Source organism: Phycisphaerae bacterium (assembly GCA_024102815.1).
In the GTDB taxonomy this organism is placed as follows: domain Bacteria; phylum Planctomycetota; class Phycisphaerae; order UBA1845; family UBA1845; genus JAGFJJ01.
This window is the reverse complement of record JAGFJJ010000022.1, coordinates 49,349-69,936: the sequence shown is the minus strand read 5'-3', so window position 1 is coordinate 69,936 and position 20,588 is coordinate 49,349. Positions and strand designations below refer to the sequence as shown.

At 60.5% G+C, this 20,588-nt stretch carries 7 protein-coding genes; 2 read left to right on the top strand and 5 right to left on the bottom strand.

Translation table 11 applies throughout. From position 1 onward, the window contains the following. Positions 1–5: 5 nt before the first annotated feature. On the bottom strand, positions 6–590 hold the full coding sequence (locus J5J06_06490; protein MCO6436719.1) for a sigma-70 family RNA polymerase sigma factor: 585 nt from the start codon (positions 588–590) through the stop codon (positions 6–8). A 715-nt stretch (positions 591–1,305) separates the two neighbouring features. Next, positions 1,306–5,709: a hypothetical protein gene (locus J5J06_06485; protein MCO6436718.1), complete on the bottom strand. Its 4,404-nt coding sequence runs from the start codon at positions 5,707–5,709 to the stop codon at positions 1,306–1,308. Positions 5,710–5,997: 288 nt separating this feature from the next. Here J5J06_06485 and J5J06_06480 point away from each other — a divergent pair, with 288 nt between their 5' ends. Beyond that, the gene (locus J5J06_06480) at positions 5,998–6,597 is read left to right on the top strand and encodes a sigma-70 family RNA polymerase sigma factor (GenBank protein ID MCO6436717.1); all 600 of its coding nucleotides are present in this window, start codon (positions 5,998–6,000) and stop codon (positions 6,595–6,597) included. Between the two features lie 67 nt (positions 6,598–6,664). Beyond that, the gene (locus J5J06_06475; GenBank protein MCO6436716.1) at positions 6,665–9,247 is read left to right on the top strand and encodes a tetratricopeptide repeat protein; all 2,583 of its coding nucleotides are present in this window, start codon (positions 6,665–6,667) and stop codon (positions 9,245–9,247) included. A gap of 12 nt (positions 9,248–9,259) precedes the next feature. Here the strand turns inward: J5J06_06475 and J5J06_06470 are convergent, their stop codons facing one another. The 3 genes from J5J06_06470 to J5J06_06460 form a co-directional block, all read right to left on the bottom strand. Next, positions 9,260–14,530: a hypothetical protein gene (locus J5J06_06470; protein ID MCO6436715.1), complete on the bottom strand. Its 5,271-nt coding sequence runs from the start codon at positions 14,528–14,530 to the stop codon at positions 9,260–9,262. Between the two features lie 512 nt (positions 14,531–15,042). Further along, on the bottom strand, positions 15,043–18,129 hold the full coding sequence (locus J5J06_06465) for an efflux RND transporter permease subunit (GenBank protein MCO6436714.1): 3,087 nt from the start codon (positions 18,127–18,129) through the stop codon (positions 15,043–15,045). A 6-nt stretch (positions 18,130–18,135) separates the two neighbouring features. Continuing rightward, positions 18,136–19,980: an efflux RND transporter periplasmic adaptor subunit gene (locus J5J06_06460; protein ID MCO6436713.1), complete on the bottom strand. Its 1,845-nt coding sequence runs from the start codon at positions 19,978–19,980 to the stop codon at positions 18,136–18,138. Positions 19,981–20,588 lie beyond the last annotated feature (608 nt).

Here is a 20,588-nt window from a genome sequence, read left to right as displayed (position 1 = left end):
AATTGTCAGTCTTGAGGCCGGGTTCGTCGCAGCACCTTGCGCAATTCGTCCATTGCGCGATAGATCAGGCCGTTTACCGCCGGCTTCGTTCGGTCCATGACTTCGGCGACCTCCGCGCGGGTCAGCCCTTCCAGGTGGTGCAGGCTGACCGCACGGCGCTGGTCCTCATCCAGGGAGTCCAGGGCTGAGCGCATCGTACGAATAGCCTCTTGAGACGCCGCCACACTGCTGGGAGTCCGACCGGGAGAACTGAGCCGGCTGAACAGATCCAGGTATGAAGAGTCCGGGACGTATCCGCTCACATGTCCGACGTTGCCCCCGCGCTTTTGTCGTCGAAGATGGCGCAGTGCCAGAAGCAGCCGCTGTTCGGCGATTCGATATATCCAGCGGTCGATCGCGCCGTCGGCAATCGGCTCAAATCTACCGGCCGAGCGATAGGCGGCGGTCCAAGTTTCCTGAAGAACGTCATCCGGCGAAATCAGCGCCCGGAAAACGGCAGGGATGCGGCGCTCAACGTACGCTCGCAATTGAGGAGCAAGTCGGCTCAGGTGTTGAGTGAGAGCGTCGTGTGTAATCGGTTTCGTGGGCACGGGGATCGTCATTCCGCAGGTCGAACCGCCAGTATCGGGGATCAGGCGAACTGGGCAGCAATGAGGCGGATCGTAACGACTCCGGCGTGCCGATGCCAACTCGGACGGGGACCCTCTGCGTTGGGTGCCAGGAGCAGGTGAGCGTGCCCTGGAGGCCGTCTCGCTTCACAGCAGAGCGGACGCAGCAACATCCTGCTTCAGACGGAGTTGCGCTCGCGTGGTCGATTCCGATTGGATTGCCGACATCGTCCCGTACCGCTGAGTGAGCGGCCTCTTGGCGTTACGCACGGCGAACAGGTAACGCTGCGCGGCCCGCGGGCGGTCCTGTGCCTTGCGGGCCGTCGCTCGTTAACGTGCGGATGTTCCATGGCAGGCGGGACCGTGTCCCGCTTCCGCTACGGGCTCAGAGGTCTGAGTTGCCAGCTTTCCGAACGATGGCCCTGCCGAAATCGGCCTCGTCCAGCCGCCGCTATGATTGGTCCGTATTTCGGCCTTCCCTACGGCTTGCGCCGCCAAAGGGTGCGTAAAGCGACCAGGTACCTGACTGCCTGAAGGGCCGAGCGGCCGCCGGGCGAACAACAGTAATTGCACCCGACGGCCGATTCCATGCCAGGTTCATTGATGCCTCTGCTCAATCGCCGGATCACGCCTCCGTCCCTGGCTCGTGATCAATTGCGTTTGCTGAAGGCGGGGTCCTTGGGACAAGAGGCCCCGCCTATGGCGCCAATTCCGATTCGAGGGGCGGTGCCGGGCAGGGGTCTTGCCCCTGCGGACCAGGCGCATTGGGAACATCGAAAGGATAGAATTCGCGCCCCGATCCCAGGGAAAACGCGTTGACGACACGCAGTACGTCGTTTCCATTTGTGACGCGATCGGGCTGCTGCCCATTGATGTCCGTCCACGTGACATGCGGTGCCGTCGCGCCGCTGACCGCAGCCTGCAACGCAGCGGCGATGTCGAATCCGGTAACGCCGCCGTTCGGTGGCGTCCACGCCGAGGGTGGGGTTGGCGGTGAAGTACCCGCATCACCTGCTGCGGAGAATACGCCGACGACATCGGCCCACCAGCGGCCGTTCGAAGGAATTGCGGTAGTCGAGACGGCTAACGGTGTTGAGTACGAAATGCCATCTGGTGTGGCTCGTACCTCATAGTTTTCTCCCGGTGCGATCAGGCAGCCGCCGACGTGGATTTGCGCCAACTGGGTCCACTCGTAAAGCACGGGTGATTGGTCGGCCACGAGAAACGTGAGTCCCTCCCCAGCCGCAGTCGTTGGGGTAGAGCGCGGCGTGCTGATGTAATGCGATTGCGACGTGTCAACATGTTTGACTTCGTACGCATACTGCAGGCCACCACTTGCGGGATTGGGAACAAACGAGACATATCGATTCTTGGGTGCGCCGTGAGGGTAACCGGCAGCAGCAAGGGGCGGAGCGAGTGCGGATTCTTCCGATTCCATCGGAATGGAGAGCGCATCGTCATTCGTCCCATCGTTATCGAGGTCGAATCGGAAAAGTAGCCTATGGAAATTGAATGGCTCGTGCTCCAGAAGTGTCACTTCCACAGTATCTGCCATTGAACTTCCAGGTGGTATGTCCACGGCTCCGGTTACCGGCTGCCCCGGTGGCAGACCATCCAGCGAGACCTGAGCGACCTGTGGTTGGTTGACGGTTCCGACGACGGCCTGGATTTCGTAGTCAAGATGCCCATCCGCATCTTCTTCGTTAGCGAACTCGAAGCCAATCGGTGTGCTGACGCCCACGGGGAGCTTCTTGATGTCGATCGGGACACCTTCCAGCACGACCAAACACCACTTGTTCGTGGCCTTCAGTTCACCCTGACAACCGAAAGTCGCGCCGTTGGCGGCATTCACAACATTCAATTCGTAGCAGCCGATATCGCCGGGCACCATGCCGATCGGCCGCGTAACTGTAATGGGTATCGATTGGCAACCACCGGCGACCGTGACCGATCCCGACGAAGGCGTAAAGGTCATGGTCCCAAGCGCATCGCACCCTGACCCGCTCAGCGGACCGCTGAGTGACCAGTTGAAGGTTTTGGGTGTGGGGCAGTAGTTGCAAATTTGAATATTCGCGTTGCGGGAATTCTGGTTCTTGCAGAATAGCACGGGGGAAGGGACGATGCAGTGTTCCCGGCACTTGCCCGCACTGCCTGCGGTGTAGATGGCCTGGACCTCGCCCGCGTCAATCGCACGGCGGAATACCTGCACTTCGTCAATGCGTCCTTCGTAGAAGGAAGCTGTCGGAATGGGATGACTCGCACCAATGAGGAGTTCAGCGTTATTGGAGATGTTCCCCGTGTGCGGTGTCGGGTCGAAGGCGACCGCGAGACCGTCGACGTACAACCGGAGTCCGGTTGCACTCGTCCGTTTCACGGTGACGGCAACGTGGTGCCACTGGCCATCGGCGATCAGTCCGGGACGCACATAGTCCGTTGCGCCGGCGCCGTCGCCGAGTTGGAATGCGAGCTCGCCATTGATCAAATAGAACCAGTACCCACGGGGTACGCCGCCGGCGAGAGCGCGCTTGTCCACAATAGGTTGAATACCCGTGGCCGCCTCGGTCTTGATCCACGCATCGATCGAGAATGGCCCCTTGCCGAAGTCAATCTTGAAGTGGTCCGGGACTCGGACATGGTCGTCCACGCCGTCGAACTCGAGAGCGACATTCACGGCACCCGCCACGGGTGTGGGTCCACCTACGTGCACGCCGTTCAGTCCATCTTTCCCGGCGGCAACCGGAATTGTCGAGGGAGGCACGGTTGTTTCGTCGAGAGCCCACCACTCCCGAAGACTCAACGGCGGCCGGGCGCATTCGTGGCACGGTTTGTACGGTTGCGAGGCCATGTCCAGCGGCGTGAAACCCAGATTCATGGGTGAGTCAATGACAGCGCCGGTATCGGGATCGAGCTGAAAGAGCTGTCCGTATGGTTCGGCCGCCCATAACCTACCGTCCAGCGAAAACGCGAGACCCCAGAAGACCATTCCGTTGAAGCCAACGACCGTCTGGGCTCCCGATATCTTGTCGACGCGAACGAGGTTTCCCCATGGTACGCCGAACAAATCTCCGCATTCGTTGGCCGCGATGTCGCCCGCGTAGACGTTTGCACCGCTGCCAATGAAGGTGCTGGCTCCGGTTCCGGGGTTGGTGCGGTACAGGTCGGCAAAGTCGATGCTGTAGAGCCAACCGTCGCGTCCTTCGGAAATGCCCAGCGGCAGAGCGCCCGGGCCAACGGAGGATCCGAGGCCTGATACGACGTCGAAAATCGTGAGGATACCTGAAGCCGTTGTCACATAAAGGGAATTGGGCGTTGGGCCAGGAGCGATCGCGTATCCGCCAGGAACAGAGCCGACATTTGTAGTCGTAGCGGCATCCGGGTCTATCTCATAGAGTTCGCCACCATTCTTGATGGCGTAGATCTTCGTGTCCTTGTCACAGCATGCATCTGGATTGCAGGTCGTGCCGAGTCCGTGGTAGACCGACGGAGGAACGCAGTCCTCGAATGGAATTTCTGTGCACTGATAGACGCCGCCGACGAGCGTGCAGCATGCGCCTGTGCTTGGGCAAAGGTCGGCATCGCATGCAGAATCATCTCCCTGATATGTTCCCATTAGTTGTGTTGTGCAACAGAATTGGCTCGTGACGGTGCATGTGGGTACACCCAGCGCGTCAACATGGCAACAGGCGCCTTCGGGTGTGCTACAGGGGTTCGGTGTACACGACGTATTGTCGCCCTGGTAGATGCCGCCCAGAATCTGCACGCATTCCGTGAACCCGGATGTGAGCGCACAGGTTGGCGCGGGGCAATCAGGGACACAGCAGGCGCCTTCTACCTGGCAGGGCCACGGCGTGCAGCTCGATCCAACGCCGTGGAAAATTCCGCCAAGGGCATCGCAATCGCCAAGTGTCATCACCTGGCAAAGCGTCGTGCTCGGGTCAACCGGATCGCGATAGCAACACGCTCCGCGTTCGCAGGGGTCCGGTGTGCAGGGGGTTCCATCGCCCTGGTATGTGCCTCCAAGATTATGCACGCAATCGTCGGCCGTCGTAACAGTGCAAACGGGATTGCCCGTGGCATCCTCGTGGCAGCAGGCTCCTGTTGGCGGGGGGTCGGGGCACTGAACGTCATCGCACATCGAGCCGTCACCGAAATATGTCCCGCCCAGATTGTTCAGGCAGTCGAACTGCGTCGTCTCAACGCACGTCAGCCCAACACCAGGGATGTCGGCACAGCACGCACCGCGTGGGTCGCCTCCCGGGCAGCAGCTGTAGTCGACCGTACCGTCCGGATTGACGGTGGGGATGAGCTCGCAGGTGACGCCTTGCTTGGCGCAAGTTGAGCCGATGCAAGCCACATGCCCCGTCGCGTCGATGATAGGCCGGCAGGGGTCGTCCCCAATTGGGGCGCAGTCGCATTCGGTCACATGGAAATCTGCAATCCCGTTGGCCGATTCAGTCACGATGTGCGGCAGGCACACCTCTCCGGGTGCCTGACAGTTGCCGGTGCATCGTTCGTAGCATTGTCCGGGACACCTCGGGTTGCACTGCGACACGAATTCGCAGGCATGGGGCGCCGTGGGGTCGGCGCATTCGCAATGGTAGCTGATAGTCCCGTCGGGGTTGCCCTCGCCAACGAGACTGCATTCGCCACCGGGCGGTGACGGACAGGTCCCGACGCAGCGCATACCCAGCGCTTGCGTGTATTCGAGACGGCAGGCAGGCGGCGCGCACTCACAGCACGTGATTTCGATGAACTGTCCCTCCGGCGTGACAAGAATCTCAACCGGCGCACACTCGTCGATGCCGGCCGCTTCGCATGTCCCAACGCACGTCGTGCGGTCGGGACTGGTCGTGCATTCGTTCGGCAGTCCAAGCGCATTGGAATCAGGTGGTTCGGTGTCCGCGCCGACGATCATCCTTGCCTTCTCGTCGATTAGAGAGGCCGACAACGGACCCGGTGTCGCCTCCGGTCGTTCCGTCCCAGTGGGCCGGGGTTTCTCGGCGCCTGCCGCGGCGAGTCCTGGATGGGGCAGCATCAGCGGAGCTATTGAGACCATCATGACGAATAAAGGGTGCAGACCGAGTACGGATTTCAGACGCATGGTGATAGCCTCCGCTTGATTTGGCCCGAGTCGTCCAGTTCCGGTCGCCGCCCTTCCGGGGTTCTCTCGCCCACAAGCAGTCAATCAGCCCGAGCACTGACGCATGGGGCGTGGCGGCGCCTACCCTTCCAAACGCATTTTGAGGGACCATTGCGCAAAAAACGGTCGAGATTATCAGGAATCCGATGGTACCCGGGCCTTGTCCGGGCGACCTAAACCGTTTCTGCTCGGGGTGATACGCGTTTTGCCGTGGCGACGAGATTTCGTTAGGATGGTATTGGGCCGAATATGTCAGGAATTTCAGGAAAACACGACGGTGGATCACCGCGCAGCGCGGGCACTTCGTCACCTGGTGTCGAACGGCACTGCGTTGCTCATGTCACCGCGCTGATGCCCATCGTTTATGATGAGCTGCGCTCGCTGGCCGCAGAGTTGTTCCGAGGCACTAACAAGAGGCATACGCTGCAGCCGACTGCCCTGGTTCATGAGGCCTTTGTTCGCCTGGCGAAATCAAAACCGGGAGATTGGAAGAACGAAGCCCATTTCCGCGCGGTGGCGGCCAAGGTGATGCGCCAGATTCTCGTTGACCATGCCCGGCGGGTCCGCGCCTCCAAACGGGGTGGCGATGCCCGGCGGGTTCATCTCGCGTCCCAGATGGACCCTGCAATCGAGTCGCAAGCCGATCTGTTGGACATGGATGAGCTCGTTCAGCGCCTGACTGCGCTGGACGCCCGCCAAGGGGCGCTCGTCGAGCTGCGCTTCTTCGGCGGAATGTCTTGCGCGGAAGCGGCCGAAGTGCTCGGCGTGTCCCGCCGAACAGCCGAACTCGACTGGCGATTCGCCCGGGCTTGGTTGCGGAGACAACTGGATGATATGGACGCTGCGTAGTTGCATCGATTGGATCCTCTGCACTGCTTAAGCAATCCGTGCCGCCCGCAAGTATGTAGGCCTTGCCATGAGCCAGAGTCAATTTCGCGAAGTCTGCCGCATCTTCCAAGGCGCCTGCCAGTTGCCGCCCGACAAGCGCACGTTGTATCTGGACCAGGTCTGTGGCGGAAACCAGTTGCTGCGCACCGAAGTGGAGACGCTACTGCGGCACGACGCGGACACTGGGGGGCCCTTCGCGACACACGACGAAATTCCTCCGAGTGATTCTTCCGTCGCAGCGCGCCCGCCGTGGGTTCCGGAGCGTCTCGGCCGCTACAAGATTCGTCGACTCGTGGGCTCAGGCGGAATGGGTCTGATCTTTGAGGCCGAACAGGACGAGCCGAGACGACTCGTAGCAGTGAAGGTGCTTCAACCGGGAATTCTCTCCCCAGCCCGGGCGCGGCGATTCGATATGGAAGCCACTTTGCTGGCGCGCCTGCAACATCCGGCCATTGCGCAGGTTTTCGAAGCCGGGACGTTTGACGCTGGGTTCGGGCGACAGCCCTACTTTGCCATGGAATATGTTCTGGGACGTCCGATCGATGTGTACGCCGATGAAGAAGCACTGAGTGATCGGAAACGTCTGGAACTTCTTGCAACGGTCTGTGACGGCGTGGAACACGCGCACACGAGCGGCATCGTTCATCGCGATCTGAAGCCTGCGAACATTCTCGTGGATCAACGAGGGCAGATCAAAATCCTGGACTTCGGTATCGCTCGATCAACGGATTCGGATATTCACGCTACAACCCTCCAAACTGACGTCGGGCAGATCGTTGGCACAATTCCGTACATGAGTCCCGAGCAGGCAATGGGAGTACCGGGTGAGATTGACTCGCGGTCGGATGTCTATTCGCTCGGCGTCCTGGCCTACGAATTGCTGACAGACGAGCTACCGGTGCCCGTTCGTGGACGAATGGTGCCGGATGCGCTCCGGGCCATTCGAGAGGACGATCCCACGCCGCTGGGATCCGTACGTAGGTCTCTCCGTGGTGACATTGAACACATCGTGGGTAGAGCGTTGGCCAAGGAACGTCAATTCCGGTACGCGTCAGCCGGCGAGTTGGGGAAGGACATTCGGCGCTACTTGGAGCACCGACCGGTGCAGGCGGCGCGGCCAAGCCGGTATTACTTGCTGAAGAAGTTTGCGGTGCGAAACCGGGCGTTGGTCACGGGCGTCGTGTGTGCCTTTCTCGCCCTCATCGTGGGCATCGTGACGACATCCTGGCAAGCGAGCGTCGCGATGCGACAACGCAACCTTGCTGAACGGCGTCTCTTGGCAATGTCACAGGCAAGGGACGCCGAGCGTGTTTCTCGCGTGCGATCAGAGAAGGTGCAGAAGTTTCTCCGGGACATGCTGGGATCAGTCGATCCAATCCGAGCCCGGCGACCGGACCTGACCATGCGCGAGTTATTGGATGAAGCGGCCGACAGGGTTGATCGAGATCTCGGTGACGAGCCCGCCGTTGCCGCCACGATTCATGCGACGATTGGCAACACGTACGACGGGCTCGGGTTATTCAAGAAAGGGATCGCTCACTTGCAGAAAGCCGTGGAGTTGGTTCGAGGACTGGACGAGCCGCGACCACGAGATCTGGCCGAGATGCTGACATATTCCGGGACGCACCGCCTTGAAACCGGTAGCATCGACGCAGCCGCTCGCGATCTGGAGGAGGCGGTCGGGCTCCTGGAAAGGGCGTCCAACGAAGATCCAGTATCGTTGTCGCTGGCCGAGGTCTATCTGGCGATGGCCCGGCAGGACCAAGGAGAGCTGGATGCTGCAGAGCGGCTCTTCCGCAGCGCCCTGGCGTTGTGCAGGACGATCGGCCCACCGGAGAACGGCGCGTGTCTGAACGTGGCCGTGGGAAATTACGCGAGATTCCTGTTCTATCTCGAGAGACACTCCGAAGCGGAAGCGCTCATGCGCGAGGGGCTGTTGCTCCAGACTCAGCGATACGGTCGTGACCATCCTGAGACCGCCAAATCCATAAATGATCTTGGTGCCGTCCTCGTCATGCAGGGGAGGTTCGATGAGGCAAGGCCGCTTTTGGAAGAGGCCCTGGAACTTCGTCGCAAGTGGTACGGGGAGGACCATCCGGACACCGCGGTGGCACACAACAACCTGGCCGCTTTGCTGCACGAGCTTGGGGATTACGAGATTGCCCGGAGCCACTACGAGCGGGCGCTGGCGATTAACCAAGAGTCGTTCGGCACGATGCACCAGGAGACTGCGGCCAACCGGTTGAACCTCGCAGTACTCCTCGAGGAAATCGACGAGCTTGCCAGCGCGGAGCCGCTATTTCGCTCGGCCTGCGAGGCCTTCACATCCATCTACTCATCAGACCATTGGATCTCCGCCAACTGTGAGAGTCGGTGGGGCGCCTGCCTGGCAAAGATGGGTCAATTCGAGAGAGCGAGACCGCTGCTTCGCCACTCATATCGCATTCTGGTTGACGCTTTGGGGGAAGACCATCAGCGGGTGACCAGCGCGCGGGAGCGCCTCCTGGCTCTGGAACGAGCAGTTCATGAATCCCCCGATCCATCCCAGGCGCAAGGCTCAGATGCGACAGCGGAATCGTCTGACCGACGAGGCTCCGATGACGCAAATTGAATTAAGGCGGCATCACGCCGGGCGCGATTCCTCTCCCCTGAAGGCGATCTTGCTGCCGGCCATGATGGTCAACAGAAGGATGACCATGCCCCACATGGATACGGCCGGGATGGCGCCGGAGCAATCAGCTCCCAAGCGTGCATCGTTGACACCCGGACAACGATCAATGCAGTCTGCAACGTCATCTCCGTCACTATCGATATCCGGTACGCCACATCCACAGACGCCGGCCGAGTGCTTGGTCGGATCCGTCGGGCATTCTTCGTCGGAATCGCAGAATCCATCATCGTCCTGGTCGTCCAGGTAGTCGTTCGGACAGGGATCGCAGGCATCGATCACGCCGTCTCCGTCCCCGTCGGGTTGGCATTCATCCGGGACAATATTCCCGTCGCAGTCCTGGCTCACCCCCGCCAGAACGTCACAGCTATCCGCCACGGCATTGGCGTTGCAGTCCGGCTCGCAACTGTCCGGCGTCCCGTTTGCCGAACAGTCTTGTTCTGCTCCCCTGGCAATCTCACACTCGTCAAGGATGCGATTGGCATTGCAGTCGCTGCTTCTCCCTTCGGCTACGTCGCAATCATCGTAATAACCATTGCCGTTACAGTCTCCGGTCGTCGGGATGGTCACATAGAAGCGAAGGTACGAGCTTGGGCACTCTGTGGTACTGACGAGTGAATTCGCCACCGCGCGCAACACCAAAGAGTTTTCACCAGCGAGAACGCTGTTAAACTGCGTTGCAACAAGAGGAATCTGCGCCGTCCGGGGTGTTGGCGGGCAGTTGGCGCCGGTCGCTTGAAATAGGCGGCCAATATTTGTTCCGTTCAGGGTGACATCGAGGTATTCCTGAGTCTCACCGAGGTCGGCCGAAGTCTCAATCTGGACGATGACATTATCGCTTGCGGGCGGTGGGCCTGGAACGACGAACTCGGCCGGGTATCCGCCGCCAAACGGCGCAAATGCCTCCGAGCTTACGGTGAACGTCAGTCCATCGCACTCATCGGGCCTGTTGTTCCCATTGCAGTCAAAACTCGTGCCCGCATCAAGATCGCAGGCGTCAGGGGAGCCGTTCTCGTTGCAGTCGGGGGCCGAGAGAATGCACGAGGGGCCGGTCAATCGCATATCGAAGAGACCTCGCTCGGACCCATATCCGGAGATCCGGATCCAATAGGGCCTGCCGCCGGTAACGGGCACCGTCACTTCGGACTGCAAGCCACAGGCGTCGTCGTTGCAACCTATTTCGCTCAAGAGCGTTCCCGGGCAACGATCGTGGACGGAAACGACCGTATCGAAACGGGAGCCGCACAGGGAGGCTTTCAGGAAGCCGGAGTCGGCTGGCTGATAACGGTACCAGACATCAGGCGCGTATTCTGAAAAGCCGCAGGAGGCCTCCCCGTCATGACCGGCCACGGAAGTTGAGCCGGAATAAAGGTAGCCGGGACACGCAAGCTGTGCGTCGCGGCACAGGTCCGTGGCCACCGTGGTTTCCAGGACAATTTCGCACTCATCCGGAATGCCATTATCGTCGCAATCCGAGTCGCACTCGTCGGGGACCTCGTTCGAGTTGCAGTCGAGGCTCGCTCCCGTAGCAACGTCGCAGATGTCCCGGATACCGTTGTCATTGCAGTCCAACTGAGAATCACACTCGTCGGGAACGCCGTTGCCATTGCAGTCCAAGCTGGTTTCGTCGCGCACGTCGCAATCATCGGGCACGCCGTTTGCGTTGCAGTCAATCTGGCATTCGTCCGGGACCTCGTCGCCATTACAGTCAAGACTGGTGCCTTGGGCGACATCGCAGATATCCTGACTGCCATTGCTATTGCAATCCAGGTCGGGGTCGCAGTCGTCAGGTACGCCGTTGTTGTTGCAGTCCACACTGAACCCGGAGGCTATGTCGCACTCATCCGGTATTACATTCCCGTTGCAATCTCTGCTGTGACTCTGGCCGAGACCGCCGCAGTCGCATTCTCCTCCAATGGCGGAGGCGATCAACGCGCAAAAAGAATCCCAGCTCACGGTACAGCAGGATGGAAAGACTCCGCAGACCGCCTGGCAGCAAAGCGGACAATTGCAGCCCGGCGTTCCATTGCCTTCCTCCGCGCAGCAATCCCCGGCGTCGGGTAGACACGCTCCCGCGTAGCTGCCGCAATCGTAGATATCACACTCGTCGGGTACGTTGTTGCCGTTGCAGTCAGGGCTCGCTCCGGCGGCGACGTCGCAAATGTCCTGTATACCGTTGCTATTGCAGTCCGCCTGAGATTCGCATTCGTCAGGGAGTCCATTGGTGTTGCAATCGTCACTGGTGGCGGATGCGATATCGCATTCATCGAGCACTTCGTTCAGGTTACAGTCGGTTGCATTGCCGGCCGCGAGATCGCAGATGTCCTGCACTCCGTTGCCGTTGCAGTCATCCTGGGCCTCGCATTCATCCGGGACCTCGTTACCGTTGCAGTCTCCACTGGTTCCAGCAGCGACATCGCAGATATCCTGCACTCCATTGGCGTTGCAATCAGACACCGGATCACATTCATCCGGAATCTGGTTATCGTTGCAATCGAGGCTCGATCCGGCTGACAAATCACATTCGTCGGGGATCCCGTTGAGGTTGCAGTCGAAGCTTGTCTGCAAAGCCGAACCGCAGGGGCAGGATTGGCTGCGGCTTGCGCTGTCGGCGCAAATGAAATCCCATTCGACCTGGCAGCAGAACGGATCGGCGGCGCAGATGGACTGGCAGCAAGCCCCACAGTTGCATCCTGGAGAGCCATTCCCCTCAATGGCGCAGCAATCCCCGGCCGTTGGCTGGCAGGCACCGGAGGAGCTGCCGCAATCAAAGATGTCGCACTCGTCGGGCCGTCCGTTCGCGTTACAGTCAAGGCTCGCTCCGGAGGCGAGATCACAGATGTCCTGGACGCCGTTGCGGTTACAGTCCTCTGAGGATTCGCACGAATCCGGTATGAGGTTGTCGTTGCAGTCCGGTGCACCGGCCGCGAGGTCGCACGCGTCGGGAACCTGATTGCCGTTGCAGTCGGGGTAGGTTCCCACTGCAATGTCGCAGATATCCTGAATGCCGTTCGCGTCACAATCCGCCTGCGACTGGCACTCGTCGGGGACTTTGTTTGAGTCGCAATCCTGGCTGGTTCCGGCCGCGACATCGCAGATGTCCTGAATGCCGTTGAGGTTGCAGTCGTCGTTCGGCTCACACTCGTCCGGGAGGAAATTCGCGTTGCAGTCTGCACTCGTGCCGGAGGTAACGTCGACCACGTCGTCCACGCCGTTTTCGTTGCAGTCGAAACCGAGTACCGCGACGTATGTTCCCCAGATATCCTGGGCTTCAGCGTATTCCTGGATGGTCCAGACTTGCTGTTGGAGAACGGGATCCAGCGTGGTTGCACTGTAATCGCCCCAGCGATTGCGTCCGTAACCGTCAATGTTGTTCTGGGGGGCCAGACCGGCGCGATACTGGACAGGCAGGGCCATCTCCCCCGGCGGATCGCTGGACTGTCGTCCGGTGAAGTAGGCACCGGCGAACTGTTGAGCGCTGGAACCGCTGAATCCCATCCCGACATGCCCGTTGAGATTCACCATGATGGTCGGGAAGAAGTAGTGGAGGACGGGATCACTGATCGTTCCATACTGCACGAGCGCAAGCAAACCGGGATCGACTTCGTACCATCGACAGGCGGCCCGTCCGTCGACATTAATGGTATGGGTGGTCCAGATGCGGCCGTCGCGGAAAACAGCGTTCATCAGGCGCGTGTCGACCGTGTCGAGAGGAATGGAGCTGCCCAGCGCGGGTGCGTCGGGAGCCGTTCCGTGCCCCGGCACGGCAATGGTTCCCAGCGTCTGAATCGTTGGAGCGGATAGGGGAGGAAGAACGCGCCGAAGGGTCAGCGTGAAACCACCTGAGCGAGAGATGAAATATTCGCCTGCAGTAGCGCCGTATGTGTGAACAGGCTGTATGGCGCCCTCAAAGGGGAAACCGCGGAAGGCCGTCACGGTGCCGAGCGACGGGCTTGGCGCAATGAGCGGAGCCTTGTCGATGGCGAAGATCGTCATCGAATAGCCGCCTGCCATGTATGCGGAAGTGTAGACGCCGTTGGCGTCGACGCCGAGCGTCGGATAATCCGGAAACCTGCCGGCGTCAGCACCGGTGGATGTGAGGAAGCTCGTTTTGAACCAGTCTCCAGTGGGGTCTGCCGAACGCGATGCGGCAAGATAGATGCGTGAGGAAAAATCCGAAACGATCACGAACCAACGCTGGCTATATTGATCGAAGATCACTCGCGGATCGCCGTTCGATCCCGGCAAGAAGGAACCGAGCAGTACGTTGATGAGCTCCGCCCCGGTCTCGCGCTCGTAAACGGCAAAATTGCGGTTGACCGTTATGACATAGTGATTCGGACCCACAGCTCCCATGGTGTCCGGAGGATAACTGAACGAGCCCGCATCACCGCGGATGACCCCCTGGAAAGTACGCTCCAGCTGCGGCAGCGTGCCCGCGCCGACGCGTGGTTGCTCGCCGGTGCCGGGGACGGCGGGTTCGCTCCAACCCGGCGGAATTCCCGGTGGAGGTAGTGCATCGCCTGCGCCGAAATCGCCCGTGCCATGCTCCCAGACCAAGTTGAAATAACTGGAATCGGTCAGCACGAACTTGAACGGTAGATCTTCAAAGTCCAAGACCGTTGGGGTTTCGCCGTCGCCCTCCTGCGTTGTGAAGGTCAGATCATCCATGCCGTACCAGCCGGCACCGTTGACGACGGGCCTGGCGACAATTTCGATGCGATCGACACCGGCGAAATCCATGCTGAGCCAGGTCGGTACGGCCGAGAGGTTCTCCAGCCAGCTGGAACGAGCGATCTCGACGCCTTCAGCGTAGCCGATTGCCTGAAGTCCCTCCGACCAGACCGAGGGATCACCGTGCCCCGAGAAGAAAGCGCCTGCGACACTCGTGAATTCGGGGAAAGAAATGCTCATTCGTGTGTCGCCCCATTTGTTGACGACATACTTCTGTCCCGACTGCGGGTGGTTGTCCACGCCTGGGCCAGGAACCACCCATTCTCCCTGCTGCCCCTGGCGATCCGAGGGATTCGAATCTAGGGCGCCGTGGCGGGCATCGTCTCGCAACTGCACAAATGCCATGGACTCGATCACCCCCGGCCCGTAATCCGCAGGGGCCAGCGCCTCTCCGGGCATTGGCGGTTCCGCCAATGTGGTGGTTGCGATCAGGGCAACGCAGGCAATCAACAAGGCTGAAAACCGGGACCGCCGTGTGAGTGCTGAAAACATGGAGAAACTCCCGTGGATTGGAGCGGAGGGAACACGGGCCGATTGTACCAAGACTGAACAATCGGGATCAATTCAGAATTGACGCGGCAGGAGAAATTTCTTGCGCGATTCACCGCCTTCCGCCCGTGGCGCAGTCGACGCCGACAGCTTTACTTTGTTCCGACCCTTCAGGATCAGCTTCTTATTCGCGCCAAAGGCGACAGGCCCAAATTGGCAGGCGTCCGGGGGTTTACCCCATGGGCCTTGGAGGCCCGAAAACGTCGGCAAAGGGCAACCGGTGTAGGAACATAACCAATCGCGAGACGGTAGTTTAAGACTCGACGCTCTCACGCTGCCAATGTAAAGGTCGAGGTCTTGAGTCCCGTCACCCGCTAATTCCCCAATCACCTGTCCGAATCCGGCGACATCTCGCGGACGGGTCCTTTGCGGGTTTTCTCTCCCACTTCGGATTCCCCCGGCCAGAATGGCACGGCCCGAAGGGCGCCGCAAGTGAACTGGCCGTGCCCGGATTTCTACTCACGTCCGGCTGGGGCTTCCGTATCACGCTGCCCTTCTCTCGAAAACGAATAAAACGCGGGAACTACGAGCAGGGTCAACAATGTTGAAGTCACGACGCATCCGATGACGACCGTCGCCAGGGGGCGCTGCACTTCCGCACCGACGCCGGTGTTGAGCGCCATGGGAATGAAACCGACGCTCGCAACAAGGCCGGTCATCAGGACCGGTCGGAGCCGCGTCAAGGCCGCCTCGCGGATCGCATCACCGATCGCTCTGCCTTGGTCCAACAGATCGCGCAGAAACGACACGAAGACCATGTCCCCAAGCACGGAAACGCCGGACATGGCTACAAAGCCGACGCCCGCAGAGACGCTGAATGGTAAGTCTCGGAGGTGCAATGCTGCGATTCCCCCGACGGCGGCGAGCGGCAGCGTTATGAATATGCGGATGACGTCGGTTACGCGACCATAGGTCAGATAAAGCAGCAGGAAGATGAGAAGAAGGGCCAGGGGCACAACGATCATCAGACGCCGACTCGCGCGCTGAAGATGTTCGAACTGGCCGCCGTAGCGAATGAAATATCCCGGCGGGAGGTCGATTTCCGTGGCGATACGTCGTTCCGCTTCGGACACGAGGCTCCCAATGTCGCGTTCCCGCGCGTTGCACTGCACAATCAGGCGACGCTTGCTCCATTCACGGTTGATTGTCGAGGGACCGTCGAGAATCTGCAGGTCCGCCAGACGATAAAGCGGCAGTCTCTGTCCGGAGGCCGTAGGGATCAGCAAATTGCCGACGGCCTCGGGATCAGTCCTGTATTCCTCTGGCAGTCGTACGGTAAGCGGAAAGCGGATCTGCCCCTGTCGAATCTCGCCGACGTTCACGTTTCCGATGGACGCAACGAGGTCCAGTACTTCGGCTGCCGGAATACCGTAGCGTGCGAGTTGGTCCTGTCGCACGCGCACTTCGAGCAACGGCTGGCCTGTGACCTGCTCGACTGTGACGTCACTTGCCCCGGGGACGGTCTTGAGGACGTTGGCCACTTTATCGCCAAGCGACTTGAGCGCCCCGAAGTCGTCGCCAAAGATCTTGACGCCCAAGTCGCTGCGAATACCGGCAACCATCTCATTGACGCGCATCTCGATCGGCTGGGTGAAGATGGTGCGCATCGCGGGCATGCCCGCCAGTTCGGCCTCCATGATGGCCACGAGCTCGGCCTGCGTCTCGGCCCGCTCCCAGGCTGAGCGCGGATTCAGCGTGATGAACACGTCGGTTAGTTCCAGCCCCATCGGGTCGGTGGCGACTTCAGCGGTGCCCGTTCGTGACCAGACATGCTTGATCTCATCAGGAAACCGGTCCAGAAGGAGCTTTTCGATCTGCGTACCGTATCGCGCCGACTCGTCAACTGCCACGCCGGCCAGTCGAACCGTATTGATGACAATCGCTTCCTCAGAGAGCCGAGGAATAAACACCGTCCCGAGTCGCGTAGCCAAGATGACGCCACCGACCAACAGCAAGGCCACACACGTCAGGACCGTCGCCCGCCGCCGCAGAACGAATTCCAACACCGGTTTGTAGAGGCGTTTCGCGATGCGAACGAACAACGGTTCCCTCTCGCGCGGTTTGGCGGGAAGCAACAGGCTCGCCAGGACGGGCATCAGCGTGAGGGAGAGGATCAGAGACCCGAGAAGAGCAAAGGCCACCGTCATGGCCATCGGGCGAAACAGCTTGCCCTCGATGCCTTCGAGCGTGAGGATCGGCAAATAGACGATCATGATGATCAACTCACCGAACATGGTCGGCCGTCGAACCTCGATGGCGGCGTCTCGCACGACGTCGATCCGCGATCGACCTGCTGTATTTCGCGACAGGTGGCGCATGCCGTTCTCAATCTGAATCACCGAGCTGTCGACAACGAGGCCGAAATCGATGGCTCCCAGACTCATCAGGCTTCCGGCAATGCCCGCCTGCAACATGCAATTCGCGGCGAACAGCATGGAAAGCGGTATGGCGGATGCGACGATGAGTCCCGCGCGCAGGTTGCCCAGAAAGACAAACAGCACAACGATGACCAGCAAGGCGCCTTCGAAGAGATTTGTCTCGACCGTGTGTAGGACGTGATCGACCAGTTCGGTGCGGTCGTACACGGTGGTCACTTGCACGTCGTCGGGTAGCGACGGCTTGACGGTCTCCATTCGCTCCTTCATGCGCTCGGTTACGTCTCGTGGGTTCTCGCCCATCAGCATGAAGCCCAGGCCTAGCACCGCCTCGCCCTGGCCAGCGTACGTTACGGCCCCGCGTCGGATCTCGTAGCCGTCGACGACATCGCCCACCTGGTGGATGTAGACTGGAACGCCGTCTTCCGATTTGATGACAACGTTTCGAACCTGGTCCAGGCTCTCCAAGAGTCCGATTCCCTGGACGAGCAACGACTCGCCGGACCGGGTGATCGTTCCGCCTCCGACGTTCAGGTTGTTACGTCGCAGGGCCTCGAAGACATCGAACAGCGTGAGGTCGTACTTGAGCAGTCGCTGTGGATCGACGACGACCTGGTACTGTCGCTCCCTGCCGCCCCAACTGTTGACTTCGGCGACACCGGCCACACTGCGGAGCTGGGGCTTGATGATCCAATCCTGAATCGTTCGCAGTTCGCTCAGGGTATGCGTAGGGCTGGTCAGGATGTAGTGATAGACCTCGCCCAATCCAGTGGCCACCGGGCCCATCTCCGGCGCCGGGAATCCTTCGGGCAGGTCTACGGTCCCCAATCGCTCCATGACCAGTTGTCGCGCGAAGTAGATGTCGACACCGTCCTCGAAAATCACGGTCACCTGCGATAGGCCGAACTTCGACAGCGAGCGCACCTCGGTCAGCCCCTTAAGCCCGCTGATCGCCTGCTCCACCGGAAAGGTGATCTGTTGTTCGATCTCCACCGGGGTCAGCGCCGGCGCCACGGTGTTGATCTGGACCTGAACGGGGGTCGTGTCGGGAAAGGCGTCAACCGGCAGCTTCGTGGCCGAGTACGTACCGGTGATCACGAGAATGAGCGTTAGCGCAATGACAATGAACCGGTAACGCAGCGACCACGTGATAATGGCATTCAACATGGGTCACTACCTTCCTGGGTCAACTTCGCAGCAACCTGCGCCAATGTTGCTCTTGAGGATTTCGGTCTTCATCAGGAAGCTGCCCGTGCTCGCCACGACCTCGCCCTCCCTGAGACCTTTGAGAACCTCGACGACCCCGTTCGCGCTGGTTCCGAGCGTGATTTTTCGTGGTTGAAACACCGTCCCCGATTCTTGAACGAACACGAGCTGGCAGCATCCGTCGGTCTGAACGGCGTCGACCGGAACGGTCACGACCTCTTCGTTTTCGTGCAAAATGATCCGGGCGCTGCCGTACATCTTGGCACGCAACAGCCCATCGAGGTTGGGGAGGTCCGCGCGAATGCGAACCGTACGCGTTCGGTCGTCGACCTGGCTGCTGATCCAGGCGAGGCTGCCCTCAAAGCCTGCGCCGGGCATGCCGGCGACGGTGAAGAAAACCGGCTGACCGAGTCGCAATTGAACCAGATCTCGCTCGTACAAGTCGGCCATGAGCCACATCGTTGAATTGTCCGATACGACGAAGAGCCCATCGCTGGTTTCGACGGATTCTCCAATGGCTGCCCTGTGATCCACGACGCGCCCTGCCACCGGACTTCTGAGCTCGTAGCGGGACAGCAATTCATCCGGCTCCGTCCCGATGCGCCCGATTTGTTCCTCGCTCAAACCAAGGATGTGCAGGCGACGTTCGGCCGACTCAAGGGCCCCTCGGGCGATTTCCGCGGAACGTTGCGCAGCCAGGCGCTCCCGCTCGACGCTGAATGCGATTTGCTCCCGATTGGCCACGAAGTCGGCCTCCGCTGCCGCGAGCGCGCTTTGCGCGCCTTGGTGGTCTCGCTGGCTGTTGAGTTTTTCCTCCAGAAGCTTTGCCTGCCGAGCCGCCTCCGACCGGGCGAGCAATAATGCTGCGTGCGCGCGCAGAAGGCTTGCCTTGGACTCGCCGATCGGCGACCCGGCCAGGGCTTCGCGCACCTTCTCCGGGTCCGCCCGAGGAGTGCATACATCGAGCATGCGTTGCACGCCGCTGAAAATCTTCTGGACCCGGTCCAAATCCGCGTCGGCCAGCCTGAGATCCTGTACCCGCCCGATGTACTGGCTCTTGGCTTCACCGAGAACCGGGCTGTCGATTACCGCCAGGAGTTCGCCGGCCCTGATGTCCGCGCCGATTTCCACGGGTACGCTCAGAATGACGCCTCCGACGCGGGGCGTGATGCGTATCGTCTTCCTGGCATCGAATTCCACTTCTGCCGGAACGGAAAGCGACGCCGACATGGGACGCCGCAGCGCGGGCTCCACCGTGATGCCCGCCTTCTCCGCAACGCTTGGGTCGATGAATCGGACGCGCAGGTTCTCGATCTGACAAGAGGGGTCATTGGAGCCGGTAAGAATTCGATCGGCTCGTTGGACGCGGACATCCGTGGAACCGTCGGCCGCCGCGGGGGCCCTCGCCGGTGATGGGGATTGCATTCCCGCACCCCCAGCATCACCATGCTGGGTTTCCTTTTTCGCGTTCGGATCGAGCTTGGCCCACTCAGCCTCAACTTCAGGATGACAGATGGAGCATTGCGATTCGGGCAGCCCGTGCTCCGCACACCAGTCACCGGCTTCCTTGAAACTGGGAATGAGGGATTGGTTACAGCGTGTACAAACGGATTCGGGCACACCGTGTCCGCCGCACCATCCTTGGTCAAGCGTGGGTTCAATGGCGCTGCCGGACGGTCCGTACGTCTGGGACGTCGGTTTCACGGCTGGTATGCCAGGCCTCCCGAGTGACGCGCTGTTATCCTCTTTCTCGCACCCGCCTGCCCACATGAGGCCAAGCAGCGCCAGCAGCGCTGGTAGTTCGGTTTTCATCTGATCTCTCCGGCTATTGGACATAGAGATATGATTCGCCAATCAACTTGAGCTTTATCAAGTGGACTTTGCGCCCGTGCAGGACGCGCGCAGTGATGCCAGGTCGAATAGGGCTCAAGTGAGGATCAGATCAGAAGAGGCCGGTCGCTTGGCGGGTAGGGCAAGCCCGGCTTCCTGCGGGAATGATCATCGCATTGAATTGGAAAGCCTGGAGTCTGCTCCGCTACCGATCGAATCGAAGTGAAGTCGGACGTTAAGACGGCAACCTCGATAGAGCCGGGCGGTTTGAAGACGGTTCCGCAAACATCGGCGCACTCTCCGCACTTTCGGGGTCTTGATTCGGTGCCCGAGTTCCCGACCCTATCGTCGTCTTCGTGGTCCGCGCAGCAGGCGGGCTTAGCCGGCTCCCCGTTGTGTGCTTGAGGTTTCGGATCGCGCTTGCAGCAGTCAGAGAGAACGCCCGCTCGGCACAGCGCGGTAGGACCGAGCAGCAGCCACATCATCAGGAACTTGACCGCGAATTGAGGCATTTGCGACCATTGTATGCGTGAGAGACTGACGTGCTACGGCGAATTCCCATGCCGTGTTATCGGCGGTGCCGGGCGGGG

Excerpts from the sequence above, each read along its gene's own strand:
- J5J06_06480 (MCO6436717.1), top strand. The coding sequence starts at position 5,998 with ATGTCAGGAATTTCAGGAAAACACGACGGTGGATCACCGCGCAGCGCG.
- J5J06_06460 (MCO6436713.1), bottom strand. The coding sequence starts at position 19,980 with ATGAAAACCGAACTACCAGCGCTGCTGGCGCTGCTTGGCCTCATGTGG.
- J5J06_06470 (MCO6436715.1), bottom strand. The coding sequence starts at position 14,530 with ATGTTTTCAGCACTCACACGGCGGTCCCGGTTTTCAGCCTTGTTGATT.
- J5J06_06475 (MCO6436716.1), top strand. The coding sequence starts at position 6,665 with ATGAGCCAGAGTCAATTTCGCGAAGTCTGCCGCATCTTCCAAGGCGCC.
- J5J06_06465 (MCO6436714.1), bottom strand. The coding sequence starts at position 18,129 with ATGTTGAATGCCATTATCACGTGGTCGCTGCGTTACCGGTTCATTGTC.
- J5J06_06485 (MCO6436718.1), bottom strand. The coding sequence starts at position 5,709 with ATGCGTCTGAAATCCGTACTCGGTCTGCACCCTTTATTCGTCATGATG.